This is a genomic window from Halomonas sp. DP8Y7-3, assembly GCF_019801675.1.
GTDB classification, from domain to species: Bacteria; Pseudomonadota; Gammaproteobacteria; order Pseudomonadales; family Halomonadaceae; genus Halomonas; species Halomonas litopenaei_A.
The window spans coordinates 204,370-224,439 of sequence record NZ_JAHVIO010000002.1 but is presented as its reverse complement, the minus strand read 5'-3'; the positions used below and the strand labels follow the sequence as shown (position 1 = coordinate 224,439).

Annotated in this window: 11 protein-coding genes; 6 read left to right on the top strand and 5 right to left on the bottom strand. The window is 63.3% G+C overall.

Annotated elements, in window-relative coordinates:
• Positions 1–188: 188 nt before the first annotated feature.
• Positions 189–2,015 carry a DEAD/DEAH box helicase gene (locus KUV86_RS02325; protein ID WP_222483447.1) on the bottom strand — a complete coding sequence of 609 codons (1,827 nt, stop codon included), beginning with the start codon at positions 2,013–2,015 and terminating at the stop codon, positions 189–191.
• 346 nt (positions 2,016–2,361) lie between these two features.
• Between KUV86_RS02325 and KUV86_RS02320 the strand changes: the two genes are divergently transcribed.
• On the top strand, positions 2,362–3,483 hold the full coding sequence (locus KUV86_RS02320; protein ID WP_222483446.1) for an efflux RND transporter periplasmic adaptor subunit: 1,122 nt from the start codon (positions 2,362–2,364) through the stop codon (positions 3,481–3,483).
• A 2-nt stretch (positions 3,484–3,485) separates the two neighbouring features.
• Positions 3,486–6,557 (top strand): efflux RND transporter permease subunit, encoded by a 3,072-nt coding sequence (locus KUV86_RS02315; protein WP_222483445.1) that lies wholly within the window; start codon positions 3,486–3,488, stop codon positions 6,555–6,557.
• 201 nt (positions 6,558–6,758) lie between these two features.
• On the opposite strand, the gene KUV86_RS02310 is transcribed toward KUV86_RS02315, so the two are convergent.
• The gene (locus KUV86_RS02310) at positions 6,759–7,562 is read right to left on the bottom strand and encodes a crotonase/enoyl-CoA hydratase family protein (protein ID WP_222483444.1); all 804 of its coding nucleotides are present in this window, start codon (positions 7,560–7,562) and stop codon (positions 6,759–6,761) included.
• Between the two features lie 255 nt (positions 7,563–7,817).
• A complete protein-coding gene (gene purL, locus KUV86_RS02305) occupies positions 7,818–11,735 on the bottom strand; it encodes a phosphoribosylformylglycinamidine synthase (protein WP_222483443.1) in 3,918 nt (1,305 codons plus the stop codon).
• 156 nt (positions 11,736–11,891) lie between these two features.
• Between purL and mltF the strand changes: the two genes are divergently transcribed.
• The 3 genes from mltF (at position 11,892) to KUV86_RS02290 (ending at position 17,558) form a co-directional block, all read left to right on the top strand.
• Entirely contained in the window at positions 11,892–13,349 is a 1,458-nt protein-coding gene (gene mltF, locus KUV86_RS02300) for a membrane-bound lytic murein transglycosylase MltF (RefSeq protein ID WP_206940059.1), read from the top strand.
• Between the two features lie 13 nt (positions 13,350–13,362).
• A complete protein-coding gene (locus tag KUV86_RS02295; protein ID WP_222483442.1) occupies positions 13,363–15,324 on the top strand; it encodes a sensor domain-containing diguanylate cyclase in 1,962 nt (653 codons plus the stop codon).
• A gap of 215 nt (positions 15,325–15,539) precedes the next feature.
• Complete coding sequence (locus tag KUV86_RS02290) at positions 15,540–17,558, top strand: sensor domain-containing diguanylate cyclase (RefSeq protein ID WP_222483441.1); 2,019 nt, start codon at positions 15,540–15,542, stop codon at positions 17,556–17,558.
• Between the two features lie 67 nt (positions 17,559–17,625).
• Here the strand turns inward: KUV86_RS02290 and tadA are convergent, their stop codons facing one another.
• Entirely contained in the window at positions 17,626–18,081 is a 456-nt protein-coding gene (gene tadA / locus KUV86_RS02285) for a tRNA adenosine(34) deaminase TadA (RefSeq protein WP_222161637.1), read from the bottom strand.
• Between the two features lie 125 nt (positions 18,082–18,206).
• Here tadA and KUV86_RS02280 point away from each other — a divergent pair, with 125 nt between their 5' ends.
• On the top strand, positions 18,207–19,019 hold the full coding sequence (locus KUV86_RS02280) for an acyl-CoA thioesterase (RefSeq protein ID WP_222483440.1): 813 nt from the start codon (positions 18,207–18,209) through the stop codon (positions 19,017–19,019).
• Between the two features lie 95 nt (positions 19,020–19,114).
• Here the strand turns inward: KUV86_RS02280 and KUV86_RS02275 are convergent, their stop codons facing one another.
• Positions 19,115–19,861: a TerC family protein gene (locus KUV86_RS02275; RefSeq protein WP_206940069.1), complete on the bottom strand. Its 747-nt coding sequence runs from the start codon at positions 19,859–19,861 to the stop codon at positions 19,115–19,117.
• Positions 19,862–20,070: the final 209 nt, after the last annotated feature.

Below are 20,070 nucleotides of genomic sequence, written 5' to 3'. Positions count from 1 at the left end.
CGCTGCGTTACCGATCGCCCAGTTTATCAAGCTCTGCGCGTTCTGGCTAAGCCGAGACCGATGCCCGGAAGCGTCTGCTCAATAGCCTTGAGCCACGACGACAGGGACGGTCGTTGCCTGGCTGCAGACGACAGCGCATGCTCCGCGCTGCCTGCGCTTTTGCACTCTTGCACTTTTGCACTACGGCACTACTGCGCGCTGTCGGCGGTGCGGTAGCGACCACGGTAGTCGAATAATTTCTCGCGAATCTGCCAGTGCCGCCCCACCTTGCGCCCTACCACAAAGTCCGGCGCTCTCAGCCGGTGCTGATCGTCGCAGACCTGCTGCGGCGTCGACGGCGCCAGTTCTACCCCAGGTGCACGGGCGTGATCACGCAAAAAGATCGCCGTAAAGGCCCTGCGCTGTGCCGGCGTTTCCAGCGCGAACCACTCCGACAGACTGGCGCCATCTTCGTCGTGATAGGTGACCTTGAGCCGAGGCAGGCCACGACCGTTGGTGGTCGCCTCAAGCTGCATGCCCGAGACTCGGAGCACTCTGGCATCCTTCAGCTTGAGCGCGTCGCGCAGCTTGTCATCGGCATCCACCAGCAACGCCTGACACCCATGGCAGCGTCGCGCCGCAATATCGTTCTCTGCGCCGCAGTCGCCGCAGGTCTTGAAGCGGAAGCGGAAATCGCACTGCCTTGCACCTGGCTCCGCCTGCGTCAACGCCTGCCCCTGGGCATCGACCAGCCCCTGACAGCGCCGACCGAAGTGCTCGATCACCAGTTCGCCATCACGCTTTCCCCAGAAAAGGTTGGCATGTCCGCACTGCGGGCAAGGCACCTGAACCGGCTCGCTATCGCTGTCTGGACGCGGGCTCCCCACCTCAGGCGCGTACAGGTCCCAAGGGTTACCGGCATAGTCCAGGATCAGGCAGTCTTGCTTGCCCGGTGACAGACGCAGCCCCCGGCCCACGATCTGCTGGTACAGACCGACCGACTCCGTAGGCCTCAGGATCGCAATCAGGTCCACATGGGGCGCATCAAACCCGGTGGTCAGCACCGACACATTGACCAGATACTTGAGGCGTTTGGCCTTGAACGCATCGATGATCCGGGTACGCTCGTCCCCAGCGGTGGCCCCGGTGATCAAGGCGGCGTCCGCCGCGGGCAGATAGCCCAGAATTTCCTCAGCGTGGGCTACGCTGGCCGCGAACAGCATCACCCCCTGACGATCGGCAGCGCGCTCCATCACTTCACTGATGATGCCAGGCGTCGCACGGTGACCTGCCACGACACGATTCAGGTCCTCTTCGCGGTAGATACCGGTGCTGCCCGGCACCAGTCGGGAAAAATCGTAACGTGCCACCGCCGCATCAATCTTGACCGGCTTGGCCAGGTAGCCCTGGCGTACCATCAGCCTCAGCGGCTGTTCGAATACACAGTCGCGAAAGAAGCAGTCTTCATCCCCCCGCACCATGCCATGGTGATGACGATGATAGAGAAACCCCTGCCCCAGCCGATAAGGCGTCGCCGTCAGGCCCAGCACCTTGAGCGACGCGTTGCGCTGACGCAGGTGATCAATGACCCGATGGTAGGAAGACGAGGCCTCCAGCGACACCCGGTGACACTCATCGATCACCAGCAAGGTAAAAGGCCCGTGGGCGTTCTGTTCATCACTGACGGCATCCAGATGGCGCACCACCGACTGCACCGAGCCAAACACGACCTGCCGTGCGCTTTCCTTGCGGCCAAGGCCCGCGCTGAAAATATCTGCCTCCAGGCCGTAGGCCAGATACTTGGCGTGGTTCTGTTCCACCAGTTCCCGCACATGGGCAAGGACCAGCACACGGCCCTTGGCCAGCCGTGCCAATTCAGCAATCACCAGTGACTTGCCACTGCCCGTGGGCAGCACCACCACGGCGGGGTCATCACTGCGACGAAAGTGACTGACCACTTGCGCCACGGCCTGCTGCTGGTAGGGGCGCAGTGTCGGTGTGCTTATTTGGTCAAATTTCGCACCAGCTACCGCCATTCGCGCAACACTCCTCTGCCGAGTTCGGCATGTCTTGATCTAGCGCAGGATACTTAACCCGTTCGATTCGTAGCATGGAGCGCCTGCGCGTGCGTGTCGAAGGGATAAAGGCCGCTATCGAAGGCGAAGCTGCCACCGGCATCACGACATGAGCGTCGTCAGGGTAACCATCAGGGCGCCCAGCGGCGCGAGCCACCGCAGGTCATCCCACCAGGAAGGCGGTGCACTCTACGCCATCTTGGTAACCCGTCACAACAGGCTGACAGCCGGGCTCTCCCCGCCCAGCTGCGTCATCCATGTCGGCACCTCCCGCCGACCACCTTGTCCCCTTACCAAGGACCCCTTCATGATCCTTCGCCACTTTCGCCAGCTGGCTACGTGTTTCGTCATCGCCGGGTTACCGCTGCTGCACGGCTGCAGCGAAGAAGCGCCTCCCCTGACCAAGCAGGTGACTCGACCCGTCAAGTTACTGACCCTGGACGAGATCGGAAACAGCTCGATGAGCGCCTACCCCGGCGTCGTCGAGGCATCAGAGCGTACCGACCTGTCCTTCCGGGTCGGCGGCGAACTCAAGGAGCTGAATGTTCAAGCAGGCCAGGTCGTCAGCAGCGGCGAGCGGGTGGCCCTGCTCGACGACCGTGATGCTCGCAACGCCCTGTCCAACGCCCAATCCAGCTATGACCTGGCCCAGGCGACCTACCACCGCATGCAGGTCTCGGTGGAAAAGGGCGCCATCAGCCGCGCCGCCTTTGACGAAGCTCGCGCGGCCTTTCTCTCGGCCCAGGCCCAGTTCGACCTGGCCAAGGATCAGCTCGACTACACCGAGCTGAAAGCTCCCTTCGATGGCGTCATCGCCAGTGTTCCCGTCGACAACTTCCAGGTCATCGCCCCCCAGCAGACCATCGCGGTACTACAGCAGCCGGGCAATATCGACGTGACCTTCGAGCTGCCGGAACAACAGGTGCGCCGCCTCAATCGGGAGCGCATTCGCGATATCCAGAGCCGTGACGCTTCCCTGGCCTGGGTGCGTCTGGGTGACGATCCACGCCGTTTCCCGGCGCGCTACAAGGAGCACGACTCCCGCGCGTCAAGCGGCACCCTGAGCTACGAGGTCAAGCTGACCCTGCCCACCCCCGATGACGTCAACGTTCTGGCGGGCATGAGTGCCGTGGTGGAGATCGACATCAACGCCCTGACCGGGGACAGCGAGGGCCTGTGGCGGGTGCCTCTCGGCACCGTCGTCACCCTTGAGGATGCCCCGGACAACACCGTGGTGTGGCGCTACGTGGCCGACGACGAGACCGAAGGCCATGTCGAAGCAGTCGCGGTCGAGGTGCACACCACCAATGACGATGGCGTCTTCATTGCCGGTGATCTCCAGCCGGGAGATCAGCTGGTCACCGCAGGCGCCCACCTTATGCGTGACAAGCTGACGGTCACTCCCTGGGTCCAGGAAGCGGGGCTCTGACCATGATCGGCTATTTTCTACGCAACAAGACCATCAGCTGGATGATCACCCTGCTGCTATCGGTAGGCGGCGTGGTCTCCTTCCTTGGCCTTGGCCAGCTCGAATTCCCTGACTTCACCATCCGCATGGCGCTGGTCAGCACCGCCTACCCTGGCGCCACCCCACAGCAGGTCGAAGAAGAAGTCACCCTGCGGCTGGAAAAGGCCATTCAGGAGATCCCCAACCTCAAGCGGGTCAGCACGGTCAACAGTGCGGGCCTATCCCAGATCACGGTGGAGCTCGACACCGATGTCCAGGGTACCGCCCTGCCCCAATACTGGGACCTGCTCAGGCGCAAGATCGGCGATACCCAGGCCAGCCTGCCACCCGGCGCCGGCCAGTCGCTGGTGGTAGATGACTTCAGCGACGTCTACGGTCTGCTGCTCAACCTGTCCGGCGACGACTACAGCCTGTATGACCTGAAGAACCAGGCCGACTTCCTGCAGCGGGAGCTGCGCCTGGTCGATGGCGTCAAGAAGGTGGTCATTGCCGGCGACCGTCCCGAACAGGTCACCATCTCGCTCAACCGCGAGCGGATGCAGGCGCTGAACATCCCGCCAGATGCACTGATCGCCCTGCTTAACGCCCAGAATGCCGTGGCCGATGCCGGCAGCGTGCGTCGTGACGGCAAGATCATCTCACTGCAGCCTAGCGGCGAGTTCAAGAGCGTTCAGGCGCTGGAGGATCTGATCATCGGGCGCCCAGACGCCAACCCGGTACACCTGGGCGATATCGCCACCGTGACGCGTGGGCTGACGGACCAACCCGGGCAGCTCTATCACGCCGATGGAAAACCGGCGATCTCCATCGGCCTGTCCTTCGTTTCCGGTGTCAACGTGGTCAAGGTAGGCGAGGCCGTGGATGCGCGCCTGGCCGAGCTAGAATCCCGCCTGCCACTGGGCATGGAGCTGACGCCGGTCTACCACCAGCCCGAAGTGGTCAAGGAAGCGGTATCCGGCTTCGTCATCAACCTCATGGAATCGGTCGGCATCGTCATCGTCGTTCTACTGATCTTCATGGGCGTGCGTTCGGGCCTGCTGATGGGGCTGATCCTGACCATCACCATCCTCGGCACGCTGATGCTGATGGCCGCCCACGGCCTGCAATTGCAGAAGGTCTCCCTCGGCGCGCTGATCATCGCGCTGGGCATGCTGGTGGACAACGCCATCGTGGTGACCGAAGGCATGCTGATAGGCCTTGGCAAGGGCAAGAGCAAGCTCGCAGCGGCCAAGGAAGTGGCTGGCCAGAACTGGCTACCGCTGCTGGGTGCCACCGCCATCGCCATCACCGCCTTTGCTCCCATCGGTCTGTCGCCGGACGCCACTGGCGAACTGGTCGGTTCACTGTTCTGGGTGTTGTTCTACTCCCTGCTGCTCAGTTGGGTGACCGCCCTAACGCTGACGCCTTTCTTTTTCGACATGTTCTTCAAGGACGCACCGGCGGACGCGGAGCAGACAGACAGCGACCCCTACAAGGGACTGATCTTCGTTATCTTCGGCTGGCTGGTCGACAAGGGCATCCGCTTCCGCTGGCTCACCATCGCCACCTGCATCGGTTTGCTCGTCGGCGCCTTCGCACTGTCCTCCAATATCAAGAATGCCTTCTTCCCCGACTCCACCACTCCGCTGTTCTTTGTCGACGTGTGGATGCCGGAGGGCAGCGATATCCTCGAAAGCGAGCGGATCGCATCGCAGCTGGAGGCCCAGGTGGCCAAGATGGATGAAGTGGTCCACGTCACCAGCGTCATCGGCGGCGGCGCCCAGCGCTTTACCCTGACCTATTCGCCGGAGGACCGCTACGCCAGCTACAGCCAGCTGATCGTCGAGACCGACGACCTGAACAGCAGAGCCCAGCGCATGGCCGACATCATCACCCTGCTGCGCGACGAATACCCCGAGGTACAGTACAAGGTCCAGGCACTGCAGGTGGGGCCATCGGCCAAGGCAAGTCTGGAGGCGCGGATCTACGGTCCTGATCCTGACACCCTGCGTACCCTGGCTACCCAGGTCAGCGACGTGTTCCGTGCCGATCCGCTGGTCGACAGCATCCGATTGTCCTGGGGCAATCGGGTGGAAGAACTGACCCCGGACTTTCTTGAACAGCAGGCCCGCCGCGTGGGCGTCACCCGCCAAGCCCTGCATCAGGCGCTGTTGATTCACAATGACGGTCAGGTCGCCGGGGTCTACCGCGAGGGCTCTGACCTGATACCCATCGTCCTGCGTGACGAAGCCTCCCAGCGCTACGGACTCAATGACCTTTCCAGCCTGAATGTGTGGAGCGCCGAACAACAGAAGTACGTCAGCGCCGGGTCCGTCATGGGGCCGCTGCAGACACGTCTGCACGACCCATTGATCAAGCGCCGAGATCGTCAACGCATGCTGGCCGTGTACGCCGAACCGCTGCCGCTGTCCGGCGAGACGGCGGCCAATATCCTGGCCAGGCTGCAGCCGAAGATCGAGGCGATCCCATTGCCCGAGGGCTACCACCTTGGCTGGGGGGGCGAGGACGAAACCTCACGGGATGCCAAGGAAGCGCTGTTCAAGCTGCTGCCTCTCGGCATTCTCGGCATGTTCATCCTGACCATGCTGCTGTTTGGCAATCTGCGCCAGTCGCTGGCGATCTGGTCCATCGTGCCGTTGACCGTCATCGGCATCGTCGGCGGTCTGCTGGCATTCAACGCCCCCTTTACCTTCATGGCGCTGCTCGGCACCCTCAGCCTGGTGGGCATGGTGCTCAAGAACGCCATCGTGCTGGTAGAGGAAATCAAGATCCAGATGGGTGAGCACGATGCGCCCTTCGACGCGATCATGGCCGCCGCCATCAGCCGGGTACGTCCCGTCTCCATGGCCGCGATCACCACCATGCTGGGCATGATTCCGCTGTTCGGTGATGCCTTCTTCGCGTCCATGGCAGTGGTCATCGTGTTCGGCCTGGGGGCGGCGACACTGCTGACCCTGGTGATTCTGCCCGTGATCTACGCCACCCTGTTCGGCATCTACCCGAATACACCGGCCCGAACCGCCACTGCGGACTGACCACAAGGGTGAGTCCCCAGTGATAACGCGGGGGATAGCGTCAACGACAGGGCCCCGACGGTGCTGATGCACCGCCGGGGCCCTGTATCAATATCAGCAAGCGCTACGCCAAGGAGAGGCTATCTGGTCCGCGCCTCGTCACAGCCCTAGGCAAAGCGCGGCGGTCTGCCATCCAGGCGAGCACGGCGGCTTAGCTCGCGCTCAGTCAAAGCGCGGCGGTCTGCCATCCAGGCGAGCACGGGTTGCCTCGCGCTGTTCCTGCCCGGCCAGCAGATTGCGCTGGAGCTCGGCCTCCATCGCCAGACGCCCGCGCTGGTCGAGACCGGGGGCTTCACGCCACAACTTGCGCGCGGCGGCCACCGCCTTGGGCGAGCGTCGCGCCAGGTCGCCCGCCAGTTCAGCCGCAGCATCCCGCGGGTCCTCATCCAGGCGCGACGCCAGGCCCAGCACCATGGCTTCATCGCCGGCAAGATGGCGCCCGGTCAGCATCATGTCCTGAAGGATATCGTGGCGCAGCCAGGCGGCGGTCACGCTGACCCCCATGTCTGCCATCAGCCCCCACTCGATCTCCGGCAATGCCAGGATCGCCTCGGGATGAACAATCCGAATATCTGCCCCCAGCGCCATCTGCAGGCCTGCCCCATAGACATGGCCATGCAGCGCCGCCACCACCGGTGCGCCCAGCTCGCGCCAGCCCAGCGCCAGACGCTGAGCGGGGTTGATGCCGCGGGCATCCGGGCTCAACAGCCAGGCGATGCGCTCCGGGGACGCCACCACCGAGGCCACATCGAGACCAGAGCAGAAGCTTTCGCCCTCACCACTGAGCACCACCGCGCGAACCCCGACACGCTCGGCAAGCCACTGCTGGGCATCCAGCAGAGCGTCGATCATCGGGGGGTCCATCGCATTGTGACGATCTGGCCGTTCGAGATGAACCTTGGCCACGTGGTTGGCCAGGGTCACGCTCAGGCGATCATGGAAACGGCGCTGGGTGGAAGGCGACATGGAAGCTCCATCTGAAAAAGACCGATATCGGCAGCATCAACTTGGCACCTGTTGCGTAGCAGCACAAGCTCAAGCATCAACCTTTCCTGCGAGTCATCATCGCCAGCAACGACAACGCCGCCCGAAGGCGGCGCTGTCACAGGGTCTATCTCAGGGTCTATCACCACAGGAGCTATCACCGTGGCGATCTCAGGGGCTATCACCGGGGCTGTCTCAGGGGCTATCAGACACGCTGAGTCCTGAGAGGGACCTGGTTCAGCCCAGCCACACCCGCGCATTGCGGAACAACCGCAGCCAGGCGCCATCCTGGGACCACTCTGACGGACGCCAGGAGTTGGTCACGGCGCGCACCACCCGCTCGGGGTGCGGCATCATGATGGTGACGCGGCCATCCGGTGTCGTCAGTCCGGTGATGCCGGACGGCGACCCATTCGGGTTGGCCGGGTAGCGCGTTGTGCACTGGCCGTAGTTGTCGGTATAGCGCAATGCCACCTGCCCCGAGCCCTGCATGCTGCGCAGGTGGGCGCTGTCGCGGAACTCGGCACGCCCCTCGCCATGGGCCACGGCGATAGGCAGTCGCGATCCTTCCATACCGGCCAGCAGGATCGACGGTGTCTTTTCTACCTGAACCATGGCCACACGGGCCTCGAACTGCTCCGACTCATTGCGCACGAAGCGCGGCCAGCTCTCGGCACCGGGAATCAGTTCCTTGAGCTGCGACAGCATCTGACAGCCATTGCAGACGCCCAGGGAGAAGCTGTCCTCACGGGCAAAGAAGGCGGCAAACTGCTCACGAGCACGCTCGTTGAACAGCACCGACTTGGCCCAGCCACCGCCCGCGCCGAGCACATCGCCGTAGGAGAAGCCACCGCAGGCGGCCAGTCCCTTGAACTCGTCCAGACCCACGCGCCCTTCCAGCAGGTCGCTCATGTGCACATCGACGGCCTCGAAACCGGCCTTGTCGAAGGCCCAGGCCATCTCCAGATGCCCGTTCACGCCCTGCTCACGCAGGATGGCTGCACGGGGGCGCGCCAGATTGACGAAGGGCGCCGTGATGTCCTCGTCCACGTCAAAGGTTGGCGTGGCGCTCAGCCCGGGATCACGGGTATCCAGCAGGTTGTCGAACTCGTTCTTGGCGCACTCTGGGTTATCACGCAGGGCCTGCAGACGATAGCTGGTCTCGGACCAGGTACGCTGAGTCAGCTGGCGCGTGGTCTCAAGCAGCGGTTCCTCGAACAGCGTCACGCGGATCTGGTCGTCGTAGCGAGGACGAGCGATGACGCCGCAGGTTTCGATCCCCGCCGCCGCGAACTGCGCCAGCACCTCTTCGGTGTGCTCGCGGCTCACCTGGATGACGGCGCCCAGCTCTTCGCTGAACAGGGCATTGACCGCCTCGGAGGCTTCATCGATCAACCAGTCCAGCTTGATCTCGAGACCGGCGCGGCTGGCAAAGGCCATTTCCAGCAGGGTGACGATCAGGCCACCGTCGCTGCGGTCATGGTAGGCCAACAGGCGGCCATCGGCATTGAGCCCCTGGATCACGCTGAAGAACGCCTTGAGGTCCTCGGCATCGTCCAGGTCAGGACAGTCGTTGCCAACCTGGCCATAGACCTGAGCCAGTGCAGAGCCACCGAGACGGTTGAGGCCAGCGCCCAGATCGATCAGCAGCAGGTCGCTCTCGTCCTGGTCCAGGCGAATCTGCGGCGTCAGCGTCTTCATCGCGTCGGTCACCGGGGCAAACCCGGTGATCGCCAGGGTCAGCGGCGAGGTGACGGCCTTATGCTCGCCGTCCTGCTCCCAGGCCGTGCGCATCGACATCGAGTCCTTGCCGACCGGTACCGCAATACCCAACGCCGGGCACAGCTCCATGCCTACGGCGTGCACGGCGTCGAACAATGCCTGGTTCTCACCGACGTGGTCAGCAGCACTCATCCAGTTGGCGGACATCTTGATATCGCCCAGCTTGGCGATGGGGGCCGCCGCCAGGTTGGTGATGGACTCGGCTACCGCCAGTCGCGCGCTGGCCGCAGGGTTGATCAAGGCCACCGGCGAACGCTCGCCCATGGCCATGGCTTCACCGGCATGGGTATCAAAGCTGGCGGTGGTCACGGCCACATCGGCCACCGGCACCTGCCACGGACCCACCATCTGGTCGCGCGCCACCTGTCCGGTGATGGAGCGATCGCCGATCGTGATCAGGAAGCTCTTGGACGCCACTGTCGGCAGTCGCAGCACTCGGTCCAGAGCCTCGCGCAGATCCAGGTTATCGAGCATGACGCCCGGTAGCTCGAGGCTATTGCGCTCGAATTCCCGCTGCATTTTCGGCGGTTTGCCGAACAGCACGCTCATGGGCAGATCAACCGGGCGCGTATCGAAGTGGCCATCCACCACGGCCAGATGATGCTCGGCAGTCGCTTCACCGACCACCGCGTAGGGGCAGCGTTCGCGCTTGCACAGGGCGTCGAAGGTCTCGAGATCTTCGGGGGCCACCGCCAGCACGTAGCGCTCCTGGGCCTCGTTGCACCAGATTTCCAGCGGGCTCATGCCCGGCTCGGCGTTGGGCACTTCGCGCAGGCTGAACAGTCCACCACGATTGCCATCCTTGACCAGCTCCGGCAAGGCATTGGACAGTCCACCGGCGCCCACGTCGTGAATGAAGCAGATGGGGTTGTCTTGACCCAGGGCCCAACAGCGGTCGATGACCTCCTGGGCACGTCGCTCGATTTCGGGGTTGTCGCGCTGGACCGAAGCGAAGTCGAGATCAAAGCTGGATGAGCCCGAGGCCATGGAAGAGGCCGCGCCGCCGCCCAGTCCGATCAGCATGGCCGGACCGCCCATCACGATCAGCTTGCCGCCCACCGGGATCTCGCCCTTGGCAACGTGTTCATCACGGATGTTGCCGTAACCGCCAGCGATCATGATCGGCTTGTGGTAGCCACGACGCTCGATACCGCCGGCGCCCAGGGCGTCCTGCTCGTAGGTACGGAAGTAGCCCGTAAGGTTGGGACGCCCAAATTCGTTGTTGAAGGCGGCGCCACCGATGGGGCCCTCAAGCATGATGTCCAGCGCGGTGACGATCCGCTCGGGCTTGCCGTAGTCGAAGGCTTCCCAGGGCTGCACGAACTCGGGAATGCGCAGGTTGGACACGGTAAAGCCGGTCAGGCCCGCCTTGGGCTTGCCGCCGATACCGGTGGCACCTTCATCGCGAATCTCGCCGCCAGCACCGGTAGCGGCGCCCGGATGCGGGGCGATGGCGGTGGGGTGGTTATGAGTCTCGACCTTGGTCAGGATGTGGATTGGCTCCACCTTGCCGCCATAGCTGGCACGCTCTCCGTCCTTGCCGGTCAGCGGCGTGGGATAGAAACGTCGCGCCTCGCTGCCCTGGATGACGGCAGCATTGTCGCTGTAGGCGGACAAGATCCCCTCAGGCGAGGCCTGATAGGTGTTCTTGATCATCTTGAACAGCGAGTGGCTCTGGGCTTCACCGTCGATCAGCCAGTCGGCGTTGAAGATCTTGTGACGGCAGTGCTCTGAGTTGGCCTGGGCGAACATCATCAGCTCGACGTCGCTGGGGTTACGCCCCAACTCGACAAAGGCGTCGACCAGATAGTCGATCTCGTCCTCGGCCAGGGCCAGGCCGAGCTCGCGATTGGCGGTTACCAGCGCGCTGCGGCCGCCTTCAAGAACGTCGACCTGGCCGAGCGGAGCCGGCTCGTGGTGGGCGAACAGGGTCGCCGCGTCGGCGCTATCATGCAGCACGGTTTCGGTCATGCGATCGTGCAGGCCAGCGACGATGGCATCAAAGTGTGCTTGCTTGAGCTCACCGCGGACGCTCAAGCGGTAGCGAACACCGCGCTCCAGACGTTTGATCTGGGTCAAGCCACAGTTACGAGCAATGTCGGTGGCCTTGGACGACCACGGGGACTGGGTGCCAACCCGCGGCACCACCAACAGCGTCAGGCCTTCCACGTCGGATTCCTGTTGCGCCGGACCGTAGTCGAGCAACCGTGACAGCAGGGCCTGCTCGTCAGCGTTGAGCTCCTCCCCCACATCGGCAAAGTGCACGTACTCGGCGTGCAGTGCCTCGATCTCGGGGACGGATGCACGCAGTTGAGCCAGCAGCTTGGCGTGACGGAAGTTGGACAGGGCGGGCGCTCCGCGCAGTTCGAGCATATCCAGGAGCCTCTGAAGGTCAGCGATAAAAGAAGGGGCCGCGGCGGGCGAGACGGCATATGATACTGGAAACCGGCGGGTGCGAGAAATCGTCGCGGATGACAGTTTCGCAGGGGCTGGGTAAGGTGGGCGCTCCACGGCCAGCGATGTCTTAAGATGAAGGACGGTTTACGTCACGCGCGACACCTGCGCACCCTTGTCACCATCGGCCTGGGCCTGGTTCTCGCATGCTGGCCCAGACCGCCCGTGCCCCCCTCCGACGTCACGCTGCAGCGAGTGCTGGAGCGCGACTTCATCACGGTGCACACCCGCAACACCCCCTTCACTTACTACGAGGGACGCCAAGGGCCCACAGGGTTCGAGTACGAGTTGATGCGGCGTTTCGCTGATCGCCTCGGGGTCAGCCTGAACCTCAGCGATGATCACCACGTGCAAAGCGTGCTCGACGCGGTGCGTGATCAGGGAGACCTGGGCGCCGCCGCGCTGCCGCTGGACCCGCTGGCACCGGGGCTGATGTTCTCGCGGCCCATTCTGTCGATGCAGCCCATGGTCGTCTACCGGCGTGACCTGCCACCGCCAGACGAGCTTGATGATCTGCTCGAACTGAACATCGGCATCGCCAAGGGCACCGGTATCAGTCGCGTCATGCACGAGCTGCAGCAGCGTCGTCCACAGCTCAGCTGGAAGGAGGCGGAGGACCTGGAAATCGCCGCCCTGCTGCGCCGAGTCGAAGATGGCGATCTGGACGCTGCGGTGGTCTATGCCCACCAGTTCCGGCTCAACCGCCTGTTCTTCCCTGAGGTGGAAGATGGCTTCGATGTCGGCCAGCCGGTCACCATGGCCTGGGCCTTTGCCTCCCTGGACGGTCTGGCCCTGGTCGAACAGGCCAACGCCTTTCTAGAGGATTTGCAGGACAGCGGTGAGCTGGACCTTCTTGTCAGCCGCTACTTCGGCCACGATGACTATCTCGAGTATGTCGGTGCCCGGGTCTTCATCCACCACGTCAACCAGCGCCTGCCCCGCTACGATGAGCTGTTCAAGCAGGCGGCAAGAGAGCAGCACTTTGACTGGAAGCTGCTGGCCGCTGTGGGGTATCAGGAGTCCCATTGGGACCCGGAGGCGACGTCACCCACCGGCGTCCGCGGCCTGATGATGCTGACCAATGCCACCGCCGAGGAAGTCGGCGTGGCCAATCGCCTGGACGCGGCCCAAAGCATCGAGGGAGGCGCCCGCTACTTGCGCAGCATCGAGGAACGTCTGCCTGACTCGATTCGCGGCGACGACAGACTCTACATGGCCCTGGCGGCCTACAACGTCGGCCTCGGGCACCTCTACGACGCCCGTGATATTGCCCGGATGCGGGGTGGCAACCCGGATCACTGGCGAGATGTTCGCGACGCGTTACCGCTCCTGCAGGAAAGCCAATGGCACAGCAAGACCCGCCATGGCTACGCCCGGGGTGGCGAACCGGTGATCTATGTGCAGAATATCCGCCGCTATCTTGAGATCCTCGATTACGTCGACCGCAGCCAACAGCAATTTCACAAGCTGAATGCGCGCTTGCCGGACCAGGCGGATTCCGAGATCTTTGAACTCGTTCCGCCGATGCCATAGGACACCCCTGCCAATGTCGCGAATCGCCCTGGTCCTCACCCTGCTGGTTGCTGTGCTGGCAGCGACGGGCCTGATCATCAAGCCAGTGATGATCCAAGACCAGAGCTACATCGCCAGTTGGTCGCTATTGCTCGCGGTGAGCCTGGGGCAAGCCGCCTGGTACTGGCGGGGGGTGCGTCTGTCTGCTGTCTGTCTGGCGCCGGTGCTCGCCGTGCTGCTGTTGGGCCTGGCCAGCTACCTGCTGCCCGAGGGACTGATTCCTTACGCCACGCTCGAGCACTGGGCCGCGCGCCTGCCCGGCGTCAGCGGTATCGACAGCCTGCGTCCTCCGTTGATCGAGCTGTTCATTCTGCTGGCGCTGGCCGGAGGAGTGCTCGGACGCACACGTGCCAGCCTCGCCACGCCGCTGCTCCAGTCACTGTCACTGCTGTTGCTGATCACCGAGCTGTGGCTTGTGCTCAACGGCCACACCGACTCCCCACAGAATCTTGCGGGCACCCCCGCCAGCATGGCGCTGATGACGCTGCTTCTTGGCGCCCAGTTCAGCGGCGTCGTCGCCGGTTGGCGCCATACCCGTCCCAGCATTCTGCGCAGCCTGTTACCGTCCTTGGCACTGGTCTTGGTCACCATCCTGGTGTGGCACCAGCAACGGCTGTACGAAGATCGCCGACTGCAGGCCCAGATGCAGGAAGAGACGGATCGACTGTCGGAGCAACTGAGCAACGAGGTGACGGCTCACCTTGAAGCGGTACGTCGCTTTGCCAGTTTCTGGAGCCTGCTCGACGTGCAACCTACCGCGACACAATGGCAGCGCCAGGCAGAACGTTACCATCGCGATTTTGCCTACTTCCTCAACATTGCCTACGTCGAACCCGACGGCACGATTCGCTACGTCTACCCCCGGGACGACGCCAACCTCGCCATCGTCGGGATCAATGCGCTGGACGTTAACCGCCCCTATATCGACGCCTTATCACGGGCGCTGCGCGAGGGCGAGGAGGGGCACACCGGCGTCGTGCCCTTGCTGCAAGGAATGCCGGGCATGATCTACTATCTTCCCATCATCAGTGACCGCACCCAGCAGGTCACCGGGGCAGCCGCCATGGTGCTCAGCCTGCCGGTGCTGGCCGATCAGCTGTACGCCGCAACGCGCCTGAACCGCGAGCATAACCACATGCGCCTGGCCGTTGCCGATAATGTGATCCGCGACTGGCCCACAGCAGAGACACCCGGCCCCTGGACCCACGACAGCGTCATCGCCTTGGGACGTCACGAACTGGTGGTGTCACTCAGCGCCTCCTCGGCGTACCTGCTGGCCCAGCAGTCACGCCAGCCGGCCGCCAGCCTCAGCATTGGCTTGTTGCTGGCCTACTTGCTGTACATGGTGGTCTTCGGCCACCACCGCATGTCCGCGCAGCACACCAGCATGTTCCGCTCCAACGAGGAATTGCGTCGTGAAGTGCGCCACCGAACCCAGCTTCAGCGAGAGGTGGAATGGCTCGCCGGCCACGATGAGTTGACCCTGTTGCCGAACCGACGCTTATTTCTCACCACCCTGCAGCGTGAACGACAGCAGCGTCCCTTGGCGGTCCTGCTGTGTGATATCGACCACTTCAAGAGCATCAACGACCAGCTGGGCCATCAGGCCGGTGATGAGGCCCTGCGCCGCTTCGCCAGAGTCGGGGCCCTGGCGATACCGGCAGATGCCGTGCTGGCACGCTACGGAGGTGAGGAGTTCGTGGTTCTACTGGTCGGGGATGATGCCGACAACGCCCTGGAAATCGCCGAGACCCTGCGCCAGGCGGTGATGCATAGCGGCATAGAGCATGCCGATGGTCGCCCCATGACGGTCAGCGTTGGCGTCGCGACCCACGACGACCAGACTCTGGTTCCCGAAGATCTGCTGCATCGCGCCGACGTCGCGCTCTATCGTGCCAAGCGCAATGGGCGCAATCGCATAGAGACCGACGCCTGACGTCCCGTTGATCGCGGCCTATGAAGACGACTGGCTTGACGAGGATCAAGCCGCCGCCGGTTAAACGGGGAACATTGAGACACAAGGATATTAGGTTGCTTACCATTGGCGCATGACCGCTGAAATTTGCCGATATAAGCACATTTGCCAATGCGGGAAAGATCAGCAAGCCGCGCTGACAAGCAGCATCTGACATGTCTTCCCGGAGCCACATCATGCATCCCCTGCGGATTCCGCTGACGTTCGCCGCTCTGGCGCTGTCTGCAGCAGGACTGTGGGCAACGCTGGTAGTGTCAGACACGGCCTTCGGCGCCTCATCGACCGGCACCGCCCTTTGCCTGGCGCTGTTGATCGGCCTGGGCCAACTCGCCTGGTATCACCAGCGACTATGGCTCAGCCAATGCCTGCTGGTGCCCCCTCTGGTGATAATGCTGGTGGTGCTGGCGAGCTACCTGCTGCCCGTGCCGTGGCTATCCGCTCCCCTCCTCGACCAACCATTGGCGCTCACCAGCTCGCCGCCACGTTGGGGCTTTAGCCCACCCAGCCTGCTGGATACCCTGCTGCTGACCTGTTTGAGCCTCAGTCTGCTGCTGCGCACGCGGGCAAGTCTCGGTACGCCGCTCATGCATGCCCTGGCCGCGTTGGTCTGGGCGATGCTGGCCTACCTGCAATGGTGGCCTGGGACGATGATCCCCCTCGCGCCCATGGCCGGACCATGGTTCCTGGCCGTCGCTGCGCTGCTGCTGGTCACCCAGTTTCTCACCGTCGTCACCGGATGGCGCCACACCCTACCCAGCATTATGCGTGGCCTCGGACCCGCCTTTCTGATCGCCAGCGCCGCCATGGGGGTGTGGTATCTGCAGGAAAGCGAGGCCAATCACCAACTGATGGAAAGGGCCCAGCGCGAGTCGGACCGCCTTGCCCAGCAGATCACCTCTCGGATCAATGAGAAACTGCTGGCCGTGCGTCGCCTGCGCCTGGATTGGGAACTCGACGGGGCGCTGCCGGACCCACTGCGCTGGCAGGCCCAGACCCAAGCCTTTCTCGCTGACTTCCCCAACCTGGCCTTCATCGCCTTGGCAGGCCCAGAGGGCAGGTTAAGACGGTTTCAGTCCGCACGTCACACCGGCCTGGATCGCGACGCCGTCCGCCATCTCGGCCTGCTGATGCCAGACGCGCAAGACACCGCCACATCCCCCCGTGAGAGCGCCTCTTCCGTGCTGACATTGCCGGACGGGGCACGCGGCATTATCAGCTTCCTGCCGGTCAGATCGTCCGCCAGCCACCAGCGAATGGGCACGATCTGGCTGGCCTTCGATCTGGACCGGCTGACCACCCAAGCCATGCCTGCCGAGGCGCGCGACGGCCGTGTCTGGCAGGCCACACTGTGGGCGGGCAAGCGTCCGGTGTGGCGCCTTCCCGGCCCCGATATAGAGGGCCCCTGGTCGGTCAGCAGCGACATGACACTGTTGACGCACCCCCTGCGCCTGGAGGTTCGCCCCAGCCACGCCCTGCTCAGCCAACTCAAGCTGCATTACCCGGCTGCCTCACTGTGCGCCGGTTTCATTGTGGCCTGGCTGCTGTATCAGCTGCTCTACAGCCGTCACCAGCAGCGTCAACAGCACCACCAGATCGCCGACACCAACATTGAGCTACGTCGTGAGATGCGTCGCCGTTCGCGACTGCAGAAAAACATCGAATGGCTGGCAGACCATGACGACCTGACAGGACTGTTGAATCGCCGCAAGTTTCTGGCGAGCTTGCCGAAAAGCGCCTCACAGCAGCCGCTGAGCTTACTGCTGTGCGACCTGGATCACTTCAAGAGCATCAACGACCAGCAAGGCCACCAGGCGGGTGATCGGGCGCTCAAGCGATTCGCCGAGACCGTTCGTAGACGACTGCCCGAGGGCGGACTCGCCGCCCGCTACGGAGGGGAAGAGTTCGTCATCTACCTTCCTCAGGGCGACGCTGCGAAGGCCAGAGAGTGGGCTGAGTCGCTGCGTGAGGCGGTTCAGTCCAGCGGCATACAGCATGTCGATGGCCGCCCACTGACCGTATGCATTGGCCTGATCACGCAGGCCCAAGGCCGCGTTGCGCCCAAGGATCTGTTACACCAAGCGGATCTGGCGCTCTATCGGGCCAAGCGAAGGGGGCGCAACCGAGTGGAGGAAGCCTCAGCGGCCCCCGAGGGAGCTGTCGATAGCACAGGCCTTCACGCTGAGCCCGGTGGCTGACGCCAGCCGCTGACGGACTTGAGTTACCTGCCACCTGTCTCAGCTAGCGTCCTGCCCCTTGCGCTGTTCAGCCGCGGCGCTCCACGAAAAATGCCTTCAACAGTCGAGAGGCGCGACTGGCCAGGACACCGCCTTGCACCTCCACCCGGTGAAAGTGCCAAGGCTGGGCCAACAGATTTGCCTTGGACTCGACCATTCCCGAGCGTGGCTCACTGGCGCCATACACCAGGCGGCGAATGCGCGCGTGAATGATCGCGCCGCTGCACATCATGCAGGGTTCCAGCGTGACGTACAGCGTGCACCCTTCCAGACGATAATTGGACAACGTGACGCCTGCGTCTCTTAGCGCCTGGACCTCGGCATGGGCGCTCGGATCATGACGGGAAACGGGGGAGTTGAATCCTCGGCCGACGATGTTTCCCTCGGCATCCACCACGATCGCCCCCACCGGCACTTCTCCCGCGCGCCCCGCCTGCTCGGCCAGCTCAAGCGCTCGGTGCATATAGAATTCATCACTGCGCAAGATGGGTCTCTCCCGTAAACTGGTCAACAAGCACATTACTGATTTCTGATCGCCGCGGCGAAGAACACCTTGTCGCAGCGGTCATCGACAGGCCGGTTTCATGCCGGCTCATGGAGGATACGCGAATGTCCGACGCCTTGAAGGGCCTGGTTGACCTGCTGGGCCTGGAAATGCTGGAGGAGAACCTGTTCAGGGGCCGTAGCCAGGATCTGGGACTGCCTCAGCTGTTTGGTGGACAGGTGCTTGGGCAAGCCCTGTCCGCGGCCACTCAGACGGTCGATCCTGAGCGCCAAGTGCACTCGTTGCACGGTTACTTCCTGCGCCCGGGTGACGCTTCCATGCCGGTGGTCTATCAGGTCGACCGCGTGCGCGACGGCGGCAGCTTCACCACTCGTCGCATCACCGCTATTCAGAAAGGCCGCCCCATCTTCTTCTGCAGTGCGTCCTTCCACGGCCGTGAAGACGGCTTCGGCCATCAGGCCAGCATGCCCAGCCTCGATATCAGCGAACCGGACGCCAGCAATGCGATACTAAGGTTCCCCGGTCATCCCATCGAGTTTCGCCACGTCGAGGACAGCGCTGAGCCGGGACAGCCTGCGCGCAAGCGACTGTGGTTCCGCCTGCGTGGCGAGCTTCCCGATGACGCCGCCCTTCACCGCTACCTGCTGGCGTACAGCTCGGACTTCAATCTGCTGACCACGTCGCTGGTTCCACACGGTATTCGCTTTGGCGATCCTTCACTGCAGATCGCCAGTCTCGATCACTCGCTCTGGTTCCATCAGGACGTCGTCGTCAACGACTGGCTATTGTACGACATGGACAGCCCTTGGGCAGGAGGGGCGCGAGGCCTCGCCCGCGGCAGCATCTACAACCGCAAGGGCGAGCTGGTGGCCTCCAGTGCTCAGGAAGGTCTGACACGGCTGCGCCAGGGGTCCTAGCGTCCACTCAGCACGAACAGCAAAACGCTTGCTGTTCGTGCGAGCCAGCGGCGGCTGAGCATGTCGACGCCTGTACCCGGCCTCTCGCTGCGGGGTCAGCCGTCGGAAGGAACGTCCTTCTGGTCTGACCGCTGGTTCCTTGCGCGGATCTTGAGATTAAGCATCTCGACGGTGACCGAGAAGGCCATGGCGAAGTAAATGTAGCCTTTCGGAATATGGAAGCCGAGCCCCTCGGCCACCAACATGACGCCGATCAGAATGAGAAAGCTCAGTGCCAGCATCTTGATCGTCGGGTGACGATCAACAAATTCCCCTATGCCTTTGGCTGCCACCATCATCACACCCACGGCCGCCACTATCGCAATGACCATGACCGGAACATGGTCGACCATGCCCACTGCGGTGATGACGGAGTCCAGAGAAAACACAATGTCGATGACGGCAATCTGCGCCAGCACCGCCACCATGCTGGACGCCGCGGCCTTGGTCGCGGAGGTGTCGCCGGCACCTTCCACCGCCGCATGAATCTCGTGAGTGCTCTTTGCCAGCAGGAACAGGCCACCCAGCAACAGCACCAGATCACGCCCCGATATCTCCACGTCCAGTATCGTGAACAGTGGTGCCGTCAGGCTCATCACCCAAGCCAGCGATAGCAAAAGCGCAATGCGTGCCCCCATCGCCAGTCCCAGCCCCAGCATCCTGGCGCGCTGGCGCTGATGCTCCGGCAGGCGTCCCACCAGTATCGAAATAAAGATGATATTGTCGATGCCGAGCACGATTTCTAGCGCCGTCAACGTGCCCAGCGCAATCCATGCCTCGGGTGATGCCACCCAGTCGAACATGCCTTCCCTCCCGCCAGAACAGAGCCCAATGCGAAGGCAAGACGCCTTCCCGAGCACTATCAGCCACCTTCCGATTCAGCACAAGATGGTGAAGAAAAGAAGCCTAGGGAAGGAGAATGAGGGAACGAGGATGAGGGAATCAGAGCGAAGGAATGAGGATGAGGGAGTGAGAGTGAGTGAGTAAGAAAGATTGTGCGCGCTGGATCCTG